General features: G+C 55.4%; 17 protein-coding genes and 1 tRNA gene. 6 read left to right on the top strand and 12 right to left on the bottom strand.

All coding sequences use genetic code 11. The features are described 5' to 3' along the window. Nucleotides 1-46 precede the first annotated feature (46 nt). From lysA to rsmI, 9 genes are all read right to left on the bottom strand, one after another. Complete coding sequence (gene lysA / locus HCQ99_RS03010; RefSeq protein WP_243854772.1) at nt 47-1,429, bottom strand: diaminopimelate decarboxylase; 1,383 nt, start codon at nt 1,427-1,429, stop codon at nt 47-49. Nucleotides 1,430-1,461: 32 nt separating this feature from the next. After that, nucleotides 1,462-2,238 carry an LmeA family phospholipid-binding protein gene (locus HCQ99_RS03015; protein ID WP_166985531.1) on the bottom strand — a complete coding sequence of 259 codons (777 nt, stop codon included), beginning with the start codon at nt 2,236-2,238 and terminating at the stop codon, nt 1,462-1,464. Continuing rightward, nucleotides 2,239-3,897 carry an arginine--tRNA ligase gene (locus tag HCQ99_RS03020; protein ID WP_166985534.1) on the bottom strand — a complete coding sequence of 553 codons (1,659 nt, stop codon included), beginning with the start codon at nt 3,895-3,897 and terminating at the stop codon, nt 2,239-2,241. Nucleotides 3,898-3,906: 9 nt separating this feature from the next. After that, nucleotides 3,907-5,355, bottom strand: a complete 1,449-nt coding sequence (locus HCQ99_RS03025) for a purine-cytosine permease family protein (protein WP_166985537.1) — start codon at nt 5,353-5,355, stop codon at nt 3,907-3,909. A gap of 92 nt (nt 5,356-5,447) precedes the next feature. Continuing rightward, nucleotides 5,448-5,520 (bottom strand) — tRNA-Arg (locus HCQ99_RS03030). A 43-nt stretch (nt 5,521-5,563) separates the two neighbouring features. Next, nucleotides 5,564-6,280: a tRNA (guanosine(46)-N7)-methyltransferase TrmB gene (trmB, locus tag HCQ99_RS03035; RefSeq protein WP_424945204.1), complete on the bottom strand. Its 717-nt coding sequence runs from the start codon at nt 6,278-6,280 to the stop codon at nt 5,564-5,566. Between the two features lie 88 nt (nt 6,281-6,368). Then, nucleotides 6,369-7,697, bottom strand: a complete 1,329-nt coding sequence (locus tag HCQ99_RS03040) for a M50 family metallopeptidase (protein WP_166986530.1) — start codon at nt 7,695-7,697, stop codon at nt 6,369-6,371. Nucleotides 7,698-7,712: 15 nt separating this feature from the next. After that, nucleotides 7,713-8,699: an FKBP-type peptidyl-prolyl cis-trans isomerase gene (locus tag HCQ99_RS03045; protein ID WP_166985543.1), complete on the bottom strand. Its 987-nt coding sequence runs from the start codon at nt 8,697-8,699 to the stop codon at nt 7,713-7,715. Between the two features lie 126 nt (nt 8,700-8,825). Further along, complete coding sequence (gene rsmI / locus HCQ99_RS03050; protein ID WP_166985546.1) at nt 8,826-9,674, bottom strand: 16S rRNA (cytidine(1402)-2'-O)-methyltransferase; 849 nt, start codon at nt 9,672-9,674, stop codon at nt 8,826-8,828. 55 nt (nt 9,675-9,729) lie between these two features. Between rsmI and HCQ99_RS03055 the strand changes: the two genes are divergently transcribed. Further along, nucleotides 9,730-10,923, top strand: coding sequence for an MFS transporter (locus HCQ99_RS03055; RefSeq protein ID WP_166985549.1), 1,194 nt, complete (start codon nt 9,730-9,732; stop codon nt 10,921-10,923). Here the strand turns inward: HCQ99_RS03055 and HCQ99_RS03060 are convergent. Continuing rightward, nucleotides 10,843-11,496, bottom strand: coding sequence for a trimeric intracellular cation channel family protein (locus HCQ99_RS03060; RefSeq protein ID WP_166985552.1), 654 nt, complete (start codon nt 11,494-11,496; stop codon nt 10,843-10,845). The two genes, HCQ99_RS03055 and HCQ99_RS03060, sit on opposite strands and share 81 nt — an antisense overlap. Before the next feature lie 80 nt (nt 11,497-11,576). Here HCQ99_RS03060 and HCQ99_RS03065 point away from each other — a divergent pair, with 80 nt between their 5' ends. After that, complete coding sequence (locus HCQ99_RS03065; protein ID WP_166985555.1) at nt 11,577-12,911, top strand: aminotransferase class V-fold PLP-dependent enzyme; 1,335 nt, start codon at nt 11,577-11,579, stop codon at nt 12,909-12,911. Between the two features lie 2 nt (nt 12,912-12,913). Continuing rightward, nucleotides 12,914-13,384 (top strand): Fe-S cluster assembly sulfur transfer protein SufU, encoded by a 471-nt coding sequence (gene sufU, locus HCQ99_RS03070; RefSeq protein ID WP_166985558.1) that lies wholly within the window; start codon nt 12,914-12,916, stop codon nt 13,382-13,384. Between the two features lie 78 nt (nt 13,385-13,462). Here the strand turns inward: sufU and HCQ99_RS03075 are convergent, their stop codons facing one another. Beyond that, on the bottom strand, nt 13,463-14,608 hold the full coding sequence (locus tag HCQ99_RS03075; RefSeq protein WP_243854559.1) for an AI-2E family transporter: 1,146 nt from the start codon (nt 14,606-14,608) through the stop codon (nt 13,463-13,465). 119 nt (nt 14,609-14,727) lie between these two features. Here HCQ99_RS03075 and HCQ99_RS03080 point away from each other — a divergent pair, with 119 nt between their 5' ends. Next, nucleotides 14,728-15,948, top strand: coding sequence for an MFS transporter (locus tag HCQ99_RS03080; RefSeq protein ID WP_166985561.1), 1,221 nt, complete (start codon nt 14,728-14,730; stop codon nt 15,946-15,948). A 113-nt stretch (nt 15,949-16,061) separates the two neighbouring features. Beyond that, nucleotides 16,062-17,414 carry an NAD-dependent succinate-semialdehyde dehydrogenase gene (locus HCQ99_RS03085; protein WP_166985564.1) on the top strand — a complete coding sequence of 451 codons (1,353 nt, stop codon included), beginning with the start codon at nt 16,062-16,064 and terminating at the stop codon, nt 17,412-17,414. Nucleotides 17,415-17,516: 102 nt separating this feature from the next. On the opposite strand, the gene HCQ99_RS03090 is transcribed toward HCQ99_RS03085, so the two are convergent. Next, entirely contained in the window at nt 17,517-18,278 is a 762-nt protein-coding gene (locus HCQ99_RS03090; RefSeq protein WP_243854774.1) for a uracil-DNA glycosylase, read from the bottom strand. 108 nt (nt 18,279-18,386) lie between these two features. Between HCQ99_RS03090 and HCQ99_RS03095 the strand changes: the two genes are divergently transcribed. Beyond that, complete coding sequence (locus HCQ99_RS03095; RefSeq protein WP_166985567.1) at nt 18,387-19,679, top strand: bifunctional o-acetylhomoserine/o-acetylserine sulfhydrylase; 1,293 nt, start codon at nt 18,387-18,389, stop codon at nt 19,677-19,679. Nucleotides 19,680-19,693 lie beyond the last annotated feature (14 nt).

The following is a 19,693-nucleotide window of genomic DNA, read 5'->3' on the forward strand; positions in this document are numbered from 1 at the left end:
ACTCTTTTCTGATTCGTTTATTTGGGTAAAAGTCAATGTTAAAAGTTTAGTAGACGCTGCGCGCCACCAAGTCTTTAATTGTTTCTCCGCGCACTATCAAGCGTGATTCACCGTCTCGCACAGCAACCACTGCCGGGCGCGGCACATAGTTGTAGTTGCTCGCAAGCACCCAGCCATAAGCGCCTGTGGCCGCAAACGCGATAAGATCCCCTTCACTAATATCACTCTGCAAAAGCGCGCGGTGCAGCACGATATCGCCCGTTTCACAGTGTTTACCAACAACACGAGACAGGGCGGGTGGCGCACTGCTTGTCCGGTTTGCGAGGCGTGCAGTGTAGGTGGCGTTGTAGAAAGCCGGGCGAAGGTTGTCGCTCATACCGCCGTCGATACTGATGTAGCGACGTTCGGTATAACCCAAATCTGCCGGGTCAGCTGCCTTGTCACTAACGGTGAGGTCAACGGTTTTAATATTTCCTACCGTATAGAGGGTGACTCCCGCTGGGGCGGCAATTGAACGACCCGGCTCAAAGCTTAAGAGCGGCACCGGAATGCCGGCGCGTTCACAGGCGACAGCAACTGTATCTGCCAGCTGCTTGGCAAGCTCGAAAATGTTTGGCGCGCTCTCTACCTCAGCCTGATTGTAGGCAATACCAAAACCGCCGCCGAGATTCAGCTCTGGCACCGGGCCCGTTTTGCTCAGCTCGGCAACCAGCTCAGTCATGCGGGCAGCCGATTCAACAAATCCATCAACCGCGTGAATTTGAGAGCCAATGTGGCAGTGCACACCGCGCAGATCCATGTTTGCATCAGAGCGAATACGCTCGATCAACTCAGCTGCCTGCGTCAGCGGTACCCCAAATTTTTGATCCTCATGCGCGGTTGCTAGGAAACTGTGGGTTGTTGCGTGCACACCGCTGTTGACCCGCAAGAAAACACGCACTGTCTTGCCAAGCTTCGCAGCCTCCTCACTCAGCCGCTCAATCTCATGCGCGCTATCAATGACGATGCTGCCGATACCAATTTCGATCGCTTCACGCAGCTCTGCACGCGACTTGTTGTTGCCCTGCATGGCAATAAGCTTCGGGTCGATACCCGCTGCCAACACGACAGCAAGCTCGCCGCCACTGGCAACATCAATGTGGAGCCCTTCTTCTATCGCCCAGCGCGCAACCTCAACACACAAAAATGCTTTGCTTGAGTAGTAGACTTTTGCGTCCGCACCAATACGCTGAAACTCAGACCGCAGCGCTGTGACGGTGTTCTTCGCGCGGGCACGAAACTCTCGCTCATCAAACACAAACAGCGGAGTGCCGTAGTCAGATGCGAGCGCGGTTGCTGCCACTCCCCCAATCTCCAACTCACCTTCGGCATTGCGGGCTGCGGTGCTGGGGAATATCGCCTGATTGATAGCGTTGAGGTCGGTGCTCATGGTGCTCCTCATGGTTGTGGCTGGTGTTGAAATTAGTGCTCAGCGCAGGTGCCGGGTTGTCTTTTCTGCGGATCGCGGAGAAACTCCGGATCAATTTGGAAACTCGCCCGCACCTCTTTCTCTGTCACAGCTACGCGACGCAGCTGCAAACCCTGTGGGATGTAGTTGATAAAGCAAATATCGTAAGGCTCAATGAAGCTGGATGCGACTTCACCGAGTAGGCCGCCAGAGAGGTGGCTCAGCTGTTCTGGGGTTGTTGTGATCCCGCCGGCGCTAATCTGCACCGGGTTCAGCAGCAGAGTCTGCCCCGCACCGGCTAAGGGTTGCACCTCAACACTCGCATCGACGCTTGAGCCAAAAGCGGTCAAAGACTTATGCACGATAATGCGGTTGTCATGAAATTCAACGTCATCAACCCAGTCACCGGCCAGGGTTATTGCCATTTCACGGAACTGTTCGTGAGTCATACTCACATACGCCCACCCGTTATCTAGCGTGCTCGCAGTTGGGTTTACTCCGATTCCAGCAAAGGTTGCGTTCACGTTGACAGTAACACCGTCAGCAACGGTGTAGTTTGGCACCTGCAGACCCACATTGCGAAATTTTCCGGTCAGCAGCTGCCATGTCAGCGAACCATCGAGATCCACCTCAACAGGAACTGTCGCAGGTATGTGCAGGTTTTCTCGGATTGCGCCAGCAGCCACACTCTTTACTAGGGGCCGCCCCGCAATCTCAACCACGGCCACGATCATGCTGACTATGCCAACCACAACCGCGGTTGTGATAAGCCAGCGCTTTCGCTTACTCACCTAGAGCCGCTCCGGTGCGCTAACACCGATTAGATCGAGACCGTTTGCTAGCACCTGCTGAGCTGCATCGTTTAGCCACAGGCGGGTTTGGTGCAGAGGTTGGATAGCCTCATCACCCTGCGGCAGCACCCGACACTGGTCATACCATCTGTGGTAGCTGCCCGCCAGCTCTTCAAGGTAGCGTGTGATCCGATGCGGCTCACGTAATTGTGCGGCGCCAGCGACAATCCCCGGATACTGCTGCAGCTTACCGAGAAGTTCGGTTTCGCTCGTATGGGTGAGCAGTTCCGGCTGAAAAACATCACGCTGCAGCCCTACAGCGGCAGCATTGCGGTCTACAGCGCAGGTGCGTGCGTGGGCGTACTGCACATAAAACACGGGGTTGTCGTTTGTGCGGCTGCGCAGTTTTTCGCCCTCTAGCGACAGCGGCGAGTCGGCCGGGTAGCGAGACAGCCAAAAACGCAAGGCATCTGAGCCGACCCACTCGAGCAGATCGTCAAGCTCCACAATATTGCCGGCACGTTTAGACAGGCGAGCACCATTCAGCATCACCAGTTGACCGATCAGCACGGTCATCTGACGTTCTGGATCCTCGCCCGCAACAGCAGACAGAGCTTTTAGCCGCCCCACATAGCCGTGGTGGTCGGCGCCTAACAGATAGATCTTTTCATAGGAGCCGCGAGACGATTTAGAAAGCAGATAGGCGGCATCAGCGGCAAAATAAGTGTAGATGCCGTTACCGCGGGTGAAGACCCGATCTTTATCGTCGCCGAAGGTGGAGGTGCGCACCCAGGTGGCGCCGCCCTCTTCATAAACATGCCCGGCTTCACGCAAGCGGTCGAGCGCGATTTCGATTTTGCTTTTGCCGCCGTCCGTCTGTTCGTGCAGAGTGCGCTCTGAAAACCACACGTCAAAGTTGACGTTGAAGTTTGCCAGGGAGCTCTTAATCTCATCTAACTGCAGGCGATAAGCAATTTCAGTTGTCACGTCAAGCTGCTCTGCTGGGCTCAATTCAACGAGGTCTGGGCGCTCTTTAAGAACTTTTTCACCGAGCACCTGAATGTATTTACCCGGATACCCGTCTTCTGGTGCTGGTTGGTTTAGTGCCGCAGCGAGCACTGAGCGCCCAAATTTCTGCATCTGGGCACCTGCGTCGTTAATGTAATACTCGCTTACAATGTCTGCGCCGGCCGCTTTCAGAACTCGCGCGAGCGAATCACCGAGCGCCGCCCAGCGGGTGTGCCCGAGATGCACGGGGCCTGTCGGGTTCGCAGAAACAAACTCAAGGTTAATGCTCTGCCCGGAAAGCAAACTGTTGCGCCCGTATGCGGCACCTGCCAGCACAATATCTTGCGCGATTTGACCGGCCGCAGCAACATCTAGCGTGATATTAATAAAGCCCGGCCCTGCTATCTCAACGACTGCAATGCCGTCTACCAGTTTGAGCTCAGCCGCAATTTGCTCAGCAAGAGCACGCGGGTTCATGCCGAGCCGCTTGCCAAACTGCATCGCCGCGTTTGACGCCCAGTCTCCGTGCGCACGATTCTTTGGTCGCTCAAGTTGCAGCTGCTGTTCGGTAATCTCAATATCTGCGCTGTTTGCGGCGGCTATCGAGGTGAGAATTCTATGCAGTTCACTGGCGATTTTGTCTGGAGTCACAGTTTAACCTTAGTTCTTTTCTTGTTTTGCAACAATGCCGCGCCGAGCGATGAATGTCACGATAAAGCCAATCAACAGCGCCACGATAACACCGAGATTAGCCCACGCCCAGTCGCCTTCACGCCCACCCAATCCGAGCGGCCCCAGCAGATATCCCTGCCAGTTATTCCAGGCCACTGTCTCAGCGTATGAGTTGACAACAAGCCCCCAGCCAACAAACATCGCAAACAGCATTGTGCCAACGGAGATCCAATCAATAGATCCGTAGCGACCGCGCGCATCAAACAGGGCGGCTTCATCATACGGCTGCTTCCGCAGGGCGATATCTGCGATCATGATACCCGCCCATGCTGCGATTGGCACGCCGAGGGTGATGAGGAAGGATTCGAAAGGATCGCGGAAGTTTGCAGCAAAGAACACAACATAGATAGTGCCCAAGGTCAGGATAGTGCCGTCGATACCAGCCGCCGCCGGGCGCGGTAGCTTCACGCCCAAACTTAACAGGGTGAGACCGGATGAGTAGATTCCGAGCACCGCCCCAGAAACCAGTGCGAGCACGGAAGCAATCAGAAACGGCAGCAGCACCCAGGTTGGCAGGAGGTCTGCCAGGGTGCCGATCGGATCGTAGGCAATACCGTCCATTAGTTCCGGGTTGCTGCCGATGATCAAACAACCGCAGATGACCAGAATGATCGGGGAGGTCGCGCCACCGAAGGTGTTCCAGAACACTATTTTGCTGTTGCTCGCATCACGTCGCTGGTAGCGTGACCAGTCTGCGGCAATATTGATCCATCCCAAACCAAACCCGGTCATCACCATCACTAAGGCACCGATAACCTGGGTAGATCCACCAGACTCCATTGCAAGCACCCGCTGCATGTCGATGCTCGGCGCAACCAAAACAACGTAAATAATCGTAATCGCCGCGGTAACCCAGGTAAAGATCTTCTGCAGTCGCATAATGATGTGATACCCGGCTACGGAGGCTCCGACAATGAGCGCAGCTATGACGATAGTCGCGATAATTTTTATTAACAGCTCACCCTCAAGACCCAGCCGGGTGAGAATCGTGGCGGTTGCGAGCACCGCAAGAATTGCAAGAATTGTTTCCCAGCCCATCGAGATAAGCCACGAAAAAATGCCGGGTATTTTCTGACCCTTCACGCCGAAAGCAGCGCGCGACAGGATCATGGTTGGTGCAGAACCGCGTTTACCTGCGATAGCGATAACACCGCACAGCAGAAACGAGATGGTGACACCAATCACGGTAACCACTGTTGCCTGCCAGAAAGAAATGCCAAAACCGAGCACCCAGGCCGCATACGAGATGCCGAACACCGAAACATTCGCAGCAAACCACGGCCAAAACAGATCACGCGGCCGTGCTGTGCGCTCATTTTCGCTGACAACTTCGATTCCGGCGATCTCCACGCCGGTGTGCTTCGCAGAGATAGTCATAAGCTAATCTTTGCCGGAATTTGCGCGCTTTTCAACTTGGTTACCGTAATTAACGAGCGAGTGCGAGCCACAGCAGGGTGAAAAATGATTTGCGCCCCCGAGAGGAATCGAACCTCCGACCTACGGTACCGGAAACCGGCGCTCTATCCACTGAGCTACGGGGGCAAAAGCGCATCTGTTGCAGACGCACCAAAGCAACCGCTTTAGTCTACCCGATTTTAGACTGTGTCGCGCCCTCGGCAACTCTGATGTAGCTGAGATCGCGAATGTTGCGCCCTTTCGCAATACCTTTCTTCTCAAATGCGGTGAGCACGCGTCCGTTGAATCGCTCAGCCCACTCGCCGTCGAAGCCGCGCTTAAAACCGTCCGCTCTGTCAAACACCTCACGCATCTGCTCAGCGTATTCTTCCCAGTCAGTCGCCATGCGCACTATCCCACCGGGCTGTAAGGCGCGAGCGATGAGCGGCACAAAACTATCGTTAATTAAACGACGTTTATTGTGCCTAGCTTTGTGCCACGGATCTGGGAAAAATATCCAGATCTCATTGGCAGAGGCTGCGGGCAGCAAATGTTCCAGCACTTCCGGTGCGTTTGCTTCTATCAGGCGCAAATTGTGCACATCAAGCTGCTCTGCCAGCACCATTGTGCGCGCCAACCCGCCAGTAAACACCTCAAGCGCCAAGAAGTCACGCTCAGGTGTGGCAGCGGCGGCGTGTGTTATTTGGTGCCCCTGCCCCGATCCGATCTCCACTACGAGCGGAGCTTTGCGGCCGAACCAGCGAGCCGGATCGGTTTCCTGATCGGCAGCAATTGAAGTTACTCCGTCACCTCGCTTAGGCTCTATCAGATACTCGGGCGCAAGCTCGTTTAAGGCCCGTTCCTGCCCGGAGGTGAGACGGCCGCCACGACGCACAAAAGACAGCAGCCGATGCTGCCTGTTTGCGCCGGTAGCTGTCGATGAGTTTTCAGAGGTAACATCATTCACCCCTCCACCCTAGCGCAGTGGCTACGGGCTACTGCAGCGTAATGGGCTTGACGAGGTCAGCGTATATCAACAGCAGGCTCATAGCACCAAAAACGAGCACCATCGCAAAGGTGAACGGCACCATCTTGGCCGTATCTATTGGGCCGGGATCTGGTTTTCCAAAAAGCCTGTAGAGGCGGCGCTTCGCTGATTCGTAGACGGCGCCGGCAACGTGCCCACCATCGAGCGGCAGCAGGGGGATCAGGTTGAACACGAAGAGCGCAATATTTAAACCGGCGAGCAAGCCCACCATCGCCGAGACTTTGCTCTTTACTTCAATCCCGTCATGGCTGGCAATTTCACCAGCGATGCGCCCCACCCCGACAACACTGATCGGGCCGTTCGGGTCGCGCTCTTCCGTTCCAAACGCCGCGTTCCACACATCTATTAAACGATGCGGCAGGTGCAGAATAACATTAACGACACCCGAAACGTTATCTCCCACATAGCGCGGCACCGCACTCAGCGGCTGGCGTTGAATCGCGGTCTCAGGTAGCGCACCGATCATTCCCACAGATTCAAGCTGCGGATCACCGTTTGCATCAAGAACGGGCTGCCCCGCGTCAGTGTATACGGCGCGCTCCGTGAGGGCGGGTGTGAGCACCGTCGAGCGAGTTTCTCCCGCCCGTTCGTAGGTAATTTCAAGCGGAGTGTTTGGGTTGGCGGCAATAATTTCGCGCAGCTCATCCCATGTGTTGATATTTTTCCCAGAAATCGCTGTGATCGTGTCCCCTGCGGCTAATCCAGCAGCCACTCCAGGTGCGGTCGGATCACCGGGTGCACAGGTCTGCTCTGCAGCTGTGACCGGTTTTAGGCATTCGTTCAGCGCGGCAACAGTTGTTGTAGTTGAGGCGACTCCGATGCCTGAGAGCAGCACCGCATAAAGCACCACGCCAAGCACAAGGTTCATTAGCGGCCCGCCCAGCATGATGATTATCTTTTTCCATGCCGGCAAAAGATAAAACGACCGCTTCTCGTCTCCCGGAGTAATGGTTTCAGCGCTAAACTCTCGCGCATCGTTCGCCATTGAGTCTAGGAAACCAGTCGAGGCTTCACGCGGAGCCTCACCCGGTTTCTTTGGTGGATACATGCCAATCATTTGCACGTACCCACCGAAGGGTAAAAGTTTTATTCCGTATTCGGTTTCACCACGCTGTTTCGACCACAGCGTCCGGCCAAAACCAACCATGAAACGGGTTACTTTAACCCCAAAAACTTTTGCAGGAACCAGGTGCCCAACTTCGTGCAGTGCAATAGATGCGGCGACACCGAGCGCCACAATGAGCACACCTACTATGAAAGGCACCAGGTCTTGCAAAAGCGCCACTCGCCGCTACTTGTTCTGGGCGCCAACGATGTCTAGCACAAACACCATCACATCGTCTTCTGTGCCACCCTGCTGCTTATTCCAGTCTGCGCCATAGCCCTCAGCGGGCGGCACGAGCACGACCACACGGGAGCCCACCTTCTGACCCTCAAGTGCTTTCCGGAAGCCTTCGATCACGCCGTCAGTTGGGAAGCTAGCTGCCTTCCCGCCACGTGACCAGCTCGAGTCGAACTCTTTCCCGGTTGACCACAGCACACCCTTATAGTGCACATAGGTCAGTGCGCCAGGCTCTACGGTCTCGCCATCACCCTCAATTAGGTTTGCAACTTTAAGCTCAGCTGGTTTTGCTGCGGCATCTTTAATCGTGATTGTTGGTTCACCGTTTTTGGCTACGTCAACCTGCGGGAAATCGGCCGGAAGCTTAGCCGCTTTTCCTTCTGCCTGTGGCAGGAGCTGATCGTCAGTCAGCGGTGCCGGCACCTTACCTTCATAGTCGACTTCTAAGACCACAGCGTCGTCGCCAGCAAGATCTTGGAACATTTGATCTGCGGTTGGCCAAACATCGCTGGCCTTAGTAACAGTCAGTAATTTACCGTTGTCTGTCACGCAACCGGCAACATTAGTGAGGAATTTAAGCCCGGATGACTCACCGACAGAAGTCTGCACCGGCTGCTGCACAATCTGCTTTCCGGTGTTGCCGTTGTATGCGGTTATTACAAGTTTGTACTGTTCGGTGCGGCCCTCTACATCACCGATAACTTTGCCGCCATCACCCTTTTCCACAACAAACACCTGCTGGGTTTCAGGAGCGGTGATTGGCAGCTTGCCCTTCAGCATATTCTGGCCGTCTTCGCCCGGCGCAACCTCAATCTTCTTTAAGGTCGCGCTTTCCGGCACAACGCAGCCGGCGCCAGTAGCGAGGGTTTGATCTGCACATGCCCCGAGGGTTAACACGGTTGCTGCTCCTGCAACAAGGGCGAGTGAACGCTTCAAAATAATTCCTATCCTCTTCATAGCACGTGCGCAGCACGGCATTTTCAGAGCGGATAAACCGCATTTAACACTAAGAGTCTGTAGCAACTAAATATGAATTAGCTGAACCCGCGCCGACAATCTCTACTATTTTTCGTTCAGTGCGCCACGACGGGCACTATCTTTCATAGCTGTCACCATCGCATACAGTTCTCGTGCTGGAATACCACTGGTCGCAGCAACTGCACGCGTCGCGTCCTTGACGCGCTCACCGCTTGCCACTCGCTCAAGCACCCGCTGAAGCGCAGTTTCCGGAGTATCAATTTGCGGATCTGCGCCGGCCACAACCAAGACAATCTCGCCGCGCACACCCGCTGCCGTCGCAGCTGTTAGCTTCTGCAGCGTGCCTCTGATGACTTCTTCATGCAGCTTAGTAAGTTCCCGACACAGTGCGGCCTGCCGCTCTGCACCAAAATACTGCTGCATAGCCTGCAGCGTCTCATGCACCCGGTGCGGACTCTCAAAAAACAGCATGGTGCGCGTTTCGTTTGCGAGAGACGCAAACAGTTTGCGCTTGTCACCGCTTTTACGCGGCACAAACCCTTCAAAACTCCAGCGGTCTGTCGGAATCCCAGACACAGCAAGCGCCGTCACTGGCGCGCTCGGGCCGGGAATGCTGCTAATCTCAACGTCACGCGCAATAGCCGCAGCAACCACCCGAAATCCAGGGTCAGATACGGTTGGCATACCGGCGTCACTCACAAGCACAACCAGCTGTGTCACCGCAGCTGCTGCAAGTTCATCCGCCTTCTGTCGCTCATTGTGATCGTGCAGGGGCACAAGCTTTGCACTGTGCTTGATGTCGAGCAGCTTCAACAGCTGACCGGTGGTACGGGTGTCTTCGGCTGCGATAATATCTGCCGCGGCGAGCGTCTCACGCAGTCGGGGTGAGGCATCACCGAGGTTGCCAATCGGAGTTGCCGCGAGAATTAGCATGCCCTTCAGTCTACTCTGCCGCTCGATTACCGCGGCTAAGCATAAAATTGAGCGTATGCGACCACTCGGTTCTAGTTATTTTTTGCTTTCTTTTGCGGCACGTTTTCCGTTTGCAATGCTTATAATCGGGTCGCTGACAGTGGTTGTTGCCGCCCGAGAGTCTGTCACCCTTGGTGGCTACAACGCCGCAGTTCTCGGCATTGGGCACGCCTCATTTGCCGGTGTTATTGGCGCGTTAGCAGATCGTTTCGGGCAGCGCCGGGTGGTGCTCAGCGCGACCATTGTGAACACACTAGCGATGCTAAATCTCGCCGTCCTCGCTTACAGCTCTGCGCCTGACTGGCTGCTACTGATAGGCGCGTTTGTGCTGGGTGCTTCTGCCCCCTGTGTCGGGCCGCTCTCCCGCACCCGCACTGCCGCCGCAACACCTAATCTGCACGACCGAAACCGCGCGTTTGCAACAGAGGCGATGCTTGATGAAATCAGTTTTGTGTTCGGCCCACTCGTGGTGGGTATGCTCGCAACAGCCTTTAGTGCGGCAACTCCGTTAGTTGTGGCAGCGGCGCTAACAATCGTTCTGTGCACCGCCTTCGCTCTGCACAGCTCCGCCAATACTGTCACAGCTGTGACGCAAGCTACCGCACCCGCCGCACCGCTGAGTCACCTGCTGCACCGCCCTGTTTTAACCACAGCGCTCGGCCTCCTCGCTATCGGATTCTGTTTCGGCAGCACTCTGGTCTCACTGACCGCACTGATGCAGCTGAGCGGCGAAGAGAGTCAAGCGGGTATCTGGTATTCACTGATGGGGGTTGGGTCAGCAGTCTGCGCCTGGCTGGTGGGTCGCCTACCCGCACACATCTCACAAAATCTACGCTGGCTGGTGGCAGGGGTGATAGTAATTGCTGGTGCTGTGCTCTACTCTGTCACCCCAACGGGTTTTGGGCTTGCGGCAGCAATGCTCCTCATTGGTGTTGGGGTCGGCCCTGCGTTAGTCACAATCTACAGTCTCGCGTCTTTACGCTCGCCGGCCGGGCGCGCAGCTACGGTGATGACTGTTTTGGGAGCTGCGCTGACACTCGGTCAGTCTGTCAGCTCTGCGTTGACAGGTTTTGCAGCGGATCGCTGGGGTGTTGAGCTGGCGCTGCATTTACCACTTGCAGCGGGCGGGCTAATGCTGCTGATCGCCGTTTGGGATGCTCTGGCCGAACGGGCGCGGCGGGCGCGGCAGATTCCAACCACGCGAGTATGACAGTAAACGCAGGGTGATCCCAAAAATAACGCCGACTACGCTCGCAAGCACAATGCGGCCCGTCAGCATCTGCAGAATTGCTGCGACAAACGCTCCCGTAAACGCAGACACCGCATACAGTTCACGAGTGAGCACACCAGGCACCTGATTCACGAGCACATCGCGCACAACTCCGCCACCGATTGCGGTGATTGTGCCCACAAACACCGCAGTTAGCAAGGTGTGCCCCTCTGAAATTGCCCAGGCTGCGCCATTGGCGCTGAAGAGCCCGAGCCCCCACGCATCAAAGACCACCTCAAAGTGACGGTTGCGGGTGATGCCGGGGTGAAAGAAGAACACCAGCAGTGAGCCGGCAACTGCGACGGCTGCATTCGGCCAAAACACAAGACTCGTAGGTGGGTTGATTCCGAGCAGCACGTCGCGCAGAATGCCTCCGCCGATTCCGGTTGAGGAGCCCACTACGATGATGCCAAGCAGATCAAGATTCTGTCGCACACCGACGAGCGCGCCAGAAATCGCAAAGGCCAAAATTCCCGCAAATTGCAAAATCTGGTTTATTACTTCGCCGTACACGCCTCTAATTTTAGCGAGCCTTTCGCGTGCGGCGAACACTCTAGGTTTCACTCGGGCAGGGGTGCCAGAATAGAAGCACTATGACTTATCGTGCAGAGTTAGAACTTGCTAAGTTACGGGCGGCAGCACCGTTTTCCCCCACCGAGGTAGCAGAGCTGCGACAGGATTTCAGCGCATTTGCGGCGGATCGCGCAATCTACCTTGACACTGCTGCAACAGCACAGCGCCCAGAAACAGTAATTAATGCAGAAAATAAATTCTTGCGCGAGAGCAATGCGGCGGTGCACCGGGGCACGAGCGCCGTGGTTGGCGCAGCGACGCTCGCTTTTGAGGGCGCGCGCGATAAAGTGCACAAGTTCGTTGGTGCACCAAGTGATGCAACAGTTGTGTGGTCGAGCAACGCAACCGATGCGCTAAACACTCTCGCAGGTGGCTTTAGTGAGGCCAGCCTCGCTGTCACCTCCCCCGCTCTGGCAGTGCCAGGCTCTGACCGTTTCGCACTTGATAGTGACGCTGAAATCGTTGTTACCGCCGCCGAACACCACGCGAATCTTATTCCCTGGCAGCGACTAGCGCAGCGCACAGGTGCAAAACTTGTTGTCGTGCCGGTAACCCCTGACGGTATTTGGGAGCTCGATGAGTTCGTCGCGAGACTCAATAACCGCACAAGAATCGTTGCATTCACCCACATTTCAAACGTCACCGGCTGGATCGCACCGGTGCACGAGCTTGTTGCTGCAACACGCAAACACGCAAATGAGCGTGCGGTTATTGTGCTCGATGCCTGCCAGTCGGCGCCACACATTCCAATCAACTTCACCGATCTCGGTGTTGACTTCATGGTTTTTTCAGGTCACAAACTGTTTGCACCATACGGTATCGGAGCACTGGTGGGCAAAACCGAACTTTTAAACGCTCTGCCGCCAATCCGGGTTGGCGGTTCTGCGATTACCAAGGTGTCGCTCGAGCACGCCGAATTTTTGCCAGCTCCCCACCGTTTCGAACCGGGCACCCAACCTGTGTCACAAGCAGTCGGGCTGGGAGCTGCAATTGACTATCTGGACAGTGTCAATGCCGGCCGCGCTGCCGCAACAGAGCACCAACTGGTCACACAGCTTGTCGAAGGCATCGCAGGTTTAAACGGTGTGCGGTTGCTCGGGCCGAGCAACCCAGAGCAGCGTGTTGCGCTCGCAGCGGTTGATGTGAGCGGTATTCACGCACACGATATCGGGCAGGTTCTCGACACACTCGGAGTTATGGTTCGTGTTGGCCATCACTGCGCACAACCACTGCACCGCGAGCTCGGTATCACCGCCTCTGTGCGCGCGAGTGTGCACTTTACAAATACGGACACTGAGGTTGAACAGTTCATCGCTGGATTGAAAGAAGCACAGCGTTACTTTGGAGGGGTGTAAACATGTCTGCACTTGATTCGCTCTACCAAGAGCTTATTCTCGACCACTCTAAGCGCCCACACGGCCAGGGTGAGCTTGAATCAGAGACGGGCCACACCGCATCACACCATGAATTAAACCCAAGCTGCGGTGACGAGATCACCTTCGATGTTGCCTATGATGCGCAAAGCGGCACGATCACAGAGGTTAAGTGGCGCGGGCAGGGCTGTTCTATCTCACAGTCGAGCGCTTCGATCCTCACCGAACTCCTCGAAGAAAAACCTCTGACTATCGCAGAAGCACAAGAGCGCATCGACGCTTTCCGCGAGATGCTACAGTCGCGCGGCGAGGGTGAACCGAATGAACAGCTGCTCGGTGATGCTGTCGCGTTTCAAGGCGTCGCAAAGTTTGTGATGCGCGTTAAGTGCGCAATGCTCTCGTGGGTTGCGCTTGAGGCAGATCTGCGTCAGCTAGAAGCGCAGCTCAGCGAATGAACGGCGGCTTAAACTTTGCGCAGGTGCTTAACAGTTACAACTGTGCGCAAGGTTCATGTAGGTGTTTCTTAAGCCACCCTATTTATACATCGCTTTTTCTCGGGCGCTCGGTTTTGCCCAATCTGCCGGCTCATCCTTGCCGTTCCAAACCTTCACAGCACCCCACACAACCGCAAGCAGAGGAGCTGCAAGCACAGCACCGAGGATGCCGTTGGTGACGGTACCCACAGCAAGAGCGAGCAACACAACAAGAGCGTGCAGGCTGAGGGCGTTGCCCATCAGCACCGGCTGCAACAGGTTTCCCTCAAGCTGGTTCACGAGGATCACAAGCGCGACCACAATCAGGGCGCTGGTGAGCCCGTTAGAGACCAATGCGACAAGCGCAGCGAGCACACCGGCGGTAACCGCACCAACGATCGGGATAAACGCAAGCACAAACACCAACACAGCTAACGGCAGCGCAAGCGGCACCTGCAGGATCAACAGACCGATCCCGATACCAACAGCGTCAACCAAAGCCACCATTGCTGTACCACGCACATAAGCCCCGAAAGTATCGACTGATGCGGCTCCGATGCGCTGCACTCGCGCATAGTTTTCACCACGGAATGGGCGGCACAGGAAAGCCCAAATCTTTTGTCCATCTTTCAAAAAGAAGAACAGCACAACGATAGTTAGCACGACAGCCGTTGCACCGGTACCAGCTGACGAGAGACCGCCGGCCACACCGCTCAAGAAACCGCTGCTCGTTGCGTATTCAACAGCCTGGTCGCGCACTTCTTCAAACCGATCGACCGGGATTTCAAAAGGCAGGTCTCGCACAAATACGAGCACCTTGTTATAGCCTTCTTCCGCACGCTGTGAGAGCTCGGCCCACTGGTTCTGCACCGCCCACACAATCAGCCAACCCATTCCGACGAAGGCTGCAAGAACGCCCAGCAGCACAATCAGCGTTGCCAGCACACTGGGCACTTTGCGAGCGCGCAACCAAACCATAACCGGGTTGAAGGTGCTTGCGAGAATCACTGCTATCAGAACAGGAATAAATATGGATTTTAGATAACCGAGACCTAGAGTTGCTGCAGTTGCAAGAATCAAGATGATAATAATCTGCAGGGAGCGAGTAGCAAATAGGCCAAAACCGTCACCCCAGGCGCCCACCATGCGGCGGGTGTCTTCAACCCGCTGCGCTTCTGTGTGTGAGCGGAATAGTCTACCTAGCACTTCTCTCCTAGCCTGTTCTCGGTCTAAAATTTTTCCATTATTCTAGCAACGGCTTGTGCGGCTTAGTTAACGGGCGCTCTATTAGCGCTGACAATTCAATCACCGCTAGAATTTGCGCCATGGGTGTTTATCGGGATCTGCGTTCTTCGCAAGGTGTTTATCGAGTACTCATAGCCCAACTTGTTGCACGTTTCCCTTGGGGGATGACGTCGCTCATCATCCTGTTGCATGTTGAGCAGCTCTTTCACCGCTACACTGAGGCCGGCATTGCGCTTGCAGCAAGCTCAATTTCTGCGGCTGTTGCTGGCCCCGTATTAAGCCGCATGATGGGCAAATACGGTATGCGCCCGGTGCTTGCTGTATCAACCCTCGTAACCGCCTGTGCTCTGCTTGCAATCGCTTACGCGCCGGCAAATATTATCTGGATCGTAGCTGCCGCTATCGTTTCCGGTTTCGCCCCGCCAGTCGCACCTGCGGCGCGGACAATCTATCCGAAGATGGTGCCCGGCAAGCAACTCTCTGCTCTTTACGCGCTCGATGCTGCCGCACAGGAGATAATCTGGGTTATCGGCCCTGTTGTTGCAGTTTTTACAGCTGTCCAGTTTGGCCCACCGTGGGGTCTCACAATTGCTGTTTTAATTCTTATCTTGGGCACGACCTGGTTCCTCTCTAACCCCGAAGTTAGTCGCGTCGCAATCCCGACAGCACGCAGGCGTTTTGGCGCTGTGCTGACTCGAAAAACAGTGCTATTCGCAACCCTTATAGGCTTTGCTTTCATAACCGCCTATGCGGCGCTTGAGGCGGGGATTGTGGCCATCTACGGCCACGAAGGTCTCGAGGGTGGCGTCCTGCTAGGAATGAGTGCAGCAGCATCACTGCTGGGTGGTGTCTTTATGGGCCATCGTGCACTGCACAAATGGAGTCTGCCAAGCCGGCTTGGCATCGTCACTGTCGGAATTGTAATGTGCATTTTCAGCACCAATTTTTGGTGGTTGGCGGCCTGGCTTATGGTTGCCGGGTTCGGTATGGCGCCAGCGTTAGCGTCTATCGCAAGTTTGATTTCATCAACCGTAAAATTTTCAGAAACCGCAGAAGCCTTTGGTTGGAGCAACACAGGCCAGCTGATCGGAGCTGCGCTCGGGTCAGCGTTAGCGGGTGTCTTCATCGACAGCCTCGGGCCGACCGGCGCTTTTGTTGTCGCAGCTGTAGCAGGGGCGCTAACCGTCTTTATCTCGCTGCTGGCAATCCCGGTGGTGCCAGATTTGCGCGGTCGCGATGCGAGCCCAATCGCAGACACCGAGCAGTTCACCGCGATTACCCCACCTGAGGCTATCGGCTAAGCGGTGAGGCAATTTTTACTGTGTCTACTAAGCCGCTTTGAGTGTGTTTTCAGCGGATTTATGCAACACTATCTAGTGACAGTAGACACCGCTGTTTCACTGATTGGAGAAAAATGAACTACGCAGTAACCAACCCGGCTACAGGTGAAGTTGTCAAAACATACGACACCGCAACCGATGCGCAGATTGAAGCAGCGCTGGAAAGCGCACACGCGACCTATCAGAATTGGGGCAAAACAACCACTGTTGCTGAACGCGCAGAACTTTTGAAGAAGGTCGCCCAGCTGCACATGGAACGCCAGGACGAGTTAGCAGCAATCTTCAACCGCGAAATGGGAAAGCCGCTCGAGCAGGCGAAGGGCGAGGTAGAATTCTCAGCCGGAATTATCGAGGCTTTTGCAAACAATGCTGAAGAGTGGCTCAAGGATGACGAGCTCACGGTAGAAGACGGCTTGAAGACCGTAGTGAAGCGTAAGCCAATTGGTGCGATACTCGGCATCATGCCTTGGAACTACCCTGTCTACCAGATTGCTCGCTTTGCAGCACCTGTGCTTGCGGTTGGTAACACCGTTGTGCTCAAGCACGCCGACCAGTGCCCAGAGACAGCACTGTTCCTCGAGAAAATTTTCCGCGATGCTGGCTTCCCTGAAGGTGCATACGTGAATGTCTTTGCGACACACGACCAGATTTCAACCATTATTGCTGACGATCGCATCGCAGCTGTGTCACTGACCGGTTCAGAGCGTGCTGGCGCAATTGTTGCTGAGCAAGCAGGTCGCGCACTCAAGAAGTGTGTGCTCGAGCTTGGCGGCTCAGACGTTTTCATCGTGCTCGATGTAAAAGACGTAGACGCAGCTGTTGAGTATGCAGTTGGCGGCCGTATGGAAAACACCGGCCAGGCCTGCAACGGCTCAAAGCGCATTGTTGTGCTCGACACCGTTTATGACGAGTTTGCAGAGAAGTTCAAGGCTGCAATCGCTAACCAGAATGCAGACAACGGCGACTACGGCCCACTGTCAAGCGCAAAAGCAACCGAGACTTTGAAGCAGCAGGTGCAGAACGCAGTTGCGCAGGGTGCTGAGCTCGTTGTCGGCGATGCAGAGCCTGACGGCAACTGGTTCACCCCGAGCATTCTCAGCGGCGTGAAGCCGGGCATGGATGCCTACAGCGAAGAGCTCTTCGGGCCTGTCGCTCAGCTTTACAAGGTGTCAAGCGATGAAGAGGCTATCGAGCTTGCTAACTCCTCACAGTACGGGCTCGGCTCTGTCGTTATGTGCGACGATGTTGAGCGCGCAGAGCGTGTTGGTGACCAGCTCGAGGTGGGCATGGTGTTCATCAACGCTTCAGGGCTTGAGGGCGTCGACGTGCCATTCGGTGGCGTAAAGAAGTCAGGCTACGGCCGTGAAATCGGTAAGTACGGTATCGACGAGTTCACAAACAAGAAGCTCTACCGCTTCGCTGCGTAAGCTATCGCATAATTGAGCTGCCGCTCTACGGCAGCATCGGGGTCAGCGCCGAGTCACTCTCTACGCTGACCCCTCTTGTATACCCGCTATATTTATCAGCTGTTACACGTCATGCTGCGCCGCCCACACAACAGCTGGCGCGCCCAGGGATTCCAGCAGAGTGTTTGCGCTACTAAACGGACGGGAACCGAAAAACCCGCGTGACGCAGAAAGCGGAGACGGATGCGCAGACTCTATGATGCGCACAGCAGACGTAGCAGCAACCCGGATGTCACAGTTGGAGCTTTCCGGCACTAACACACTCCGAAAACGCTGTGCGTGCTTCCCCCACAGAATTGCGACAAGCGGCAGTTGCTGCCCGTCCTTGGTGGTGCGCCTTGTCAGCGCTCGCACGAGGTGCTCAACGATAGCGTACCAACCAAACCGTGCGTGTGAGCCGGCCTCCCCCGCGCGCACTGTCAGCGCGGTGTTCAGTAGCAGCACCCCCTGCTGCTGCCAAGCAGCAAGATCCCCAGTTGCGGGAGCAGCAACGTTAAGGTCACTCTCCAGTTCTTTATAAATATTGCGCAGCGATGCCGGCAGCGGCCGCACATCAGCGGCGCACCCGAACGCAACCCCCACCGCATGGCCCGGGGTGGGATACGGATCCTGCCCGATAATCAGCACCCGCACACTGTCAAAAGGCTCCGCTAGGGCAGCGAAAACTCGCGCCGGCTCTGGCAGAATCTGTCGCCCTGCCGCGCGATCCGCAGACACTTTCTGCAGCACTTCTACTAACTGCGGGCGAGTTTCATCAAGCACAGGCAGCCATGAGGCATGCACACCCGCAAGCACCGTGTTTACGGTGAAATCGGTGTTATCCACTCTCCAATGTTACAGAGTATGAATTTCAAGTAGCGCCCATTTACCGCGTGAACTTAATATTCTTACAACACATCAATCGCATCGCACTAACCTCACAAGGAGCACAAAATGTCAGAAAACTGGAGCTTTGAAACAAAGCAAATTCACGCCGGCCAGCAGGTCGACCCAGCCACCAACGCTCGCGCGGTACCGGTGTATCGCTCAACCGCCTACCAGTTCAACAGCACAGATCATGCCGCGTCACTCTTCTCGCTGTCTGAGTTTGGCAATATTTACAGCCGCCTCATGAACCCCACCAACGATGTTTTTGAACAGCGCATAGCTGCGTTAGAGGGCGGATCAGCTGCGCTCGCTGTTGGCTCCGGTCAGGCAGCAACAACTTTTGCAGTCCTGAACATTGCTAAAGCTGGTGACCACATTGTGTCATCAACCGCGATTTACGGTGGCACCTACAATCTTTTCAAATACACACTTCAGAAGCTCGGCATCGAGGTTACCTTTGTCGACCAGGACGATATCGCAGCGTGGCAAAAAGCAGTAAAACCAAACACTAAACTCTTTTTTGCTGAAACCATTACCAATCCACAAATTAGCGTGTTAGACATCGAGGCTGTCGCTGAAGTTGCGCACGAAAACGGTCTGCCACTGATTGTTGACAACACTATTGCAACCCCATATCTGATTCGCCCGCTCGAGCACGGCGCTGACATTGTTGTGCACTCAGCAACTAAGTTCTTAGGCGGTCATGGCACCACCGTTGCTGGTGTCATCGTTGACGGCGGTAAGTTTAAGTGGTCTGAACATGCCGAGCGCTACCCAGGCCTGACCGCGCCAGATGAGTCGTATCACGGAGTTGTTTACACTGACGCGGTCGGCGACGAAATTGCCTACATTATTAAGGCACGTGTGCAGCTACTGCGCGACGTCGGAGCAGCTCTCTCAGCAGACTCATCATGGCAGCTGTTGCAGGGTGTTGAAACTCTGTCTCTCCGCATCGAACGGCACGTTGAAAATGCGCAGCAGGTAGCTGAATGGCTCGAGAACCACGATGCTGTTTCAACTGTTTTCTACGCTGGCCTGCCATCAAGCAGATGGTATGAGAATGCAAATAAATACGCTCCTAAGGGTGCTGGCGCAGTGCTGTCATTTGAGCTAAAGGGCGGGGTTGAAGCTGGCAAGAAGTTCATCAACGCACTCGAGCTTTTCAGCCACGTTGCAAACATTGGCGATGCACGCTCACTCGCAATCCACCCGGCCTCTACAACTCACCAGCAGTTGACCCCGGAGCAGCAGGCACAGGCGGGTGTCACCCCCGGGCTGGTGCGTCTCTCAATCGGTATCGAAAGCATTGCCGACATTAAGGCAGACCTAGAAAAGGCTTTGGCTGCCGCAACCGCATAAATCTCCCTCCTCAG

Source organism: Canibacter zhoujuaniae, from assembly GCF_011752015.1.
Classification (GTDB): Bacteria; Actinomycetota; Actinomycetes; order Actinomycetales; family Microbacteriaceae; genus Canibacter; species Canibacter zhoujuaniae.

Coding starts and splice junctions, on each gene's coding strand:
- lysA (WP_243854772.1), bottom strand. CDS start 1,429: ATGAGCACCGACCTCAACGCTATCAATCAGGCGATATTCCCCAGCACC.
- HCQ99_RS03085 (WP_166985564.1), top strand. CDS start 16,062: ATGAACTACGCAGTAACCAACCCGGCTACAGGTGAAGTTGTCAAAACA.
- rsmI (WP_166985546.1), bottom strand. CDS start 9,674: ATGCTAATTCTCGCGGCAACTCCGATTGGCAACCTCGGTGATGCCTCA.
- HCQ99_RS03095 (WP_166985567.1), top strand. CDS start 18,387: ATGTCAGAAAACTGGAGCTTTGAAACAAAGCAAATTCACGCCGGCCAG.
- HCQ99_RS03025 (WP_166985537.1), bottom strand. CDS start 5,355: ATGACTATCTCTGCGAAGCACACCGGCGTGGAGATCGCCGGAATCGAA.
- sufU (WP_166985558.1), top strand. CDS start 12,914: ATGTCTGCACTTGATTCGCTCTACCAAGAGCTTATTCTCGACCACTCT.
- HCQ99_RS03080 (WP_166985561.1), top strand. CDS start 14,728: ATGGGTGTTTATCGGGATCTGCGTTCTTCGCAAGGTGTTTATCGAGTA.
- HCQ99_RS03055 (WP_166985549.1), top strand. CDS start 9,730: ATGCGACCACTCGGTTCTAGTTATTTTTTGCTTTCTTTTGCGGCACGT.
- HCQ99_RS03065 (WP_166985555.1), top strand. CDS start 11,577: ATGACTTATCGTGCAGAGTTAGAACTTGCTAAGTTACGGGCGGCAGCA.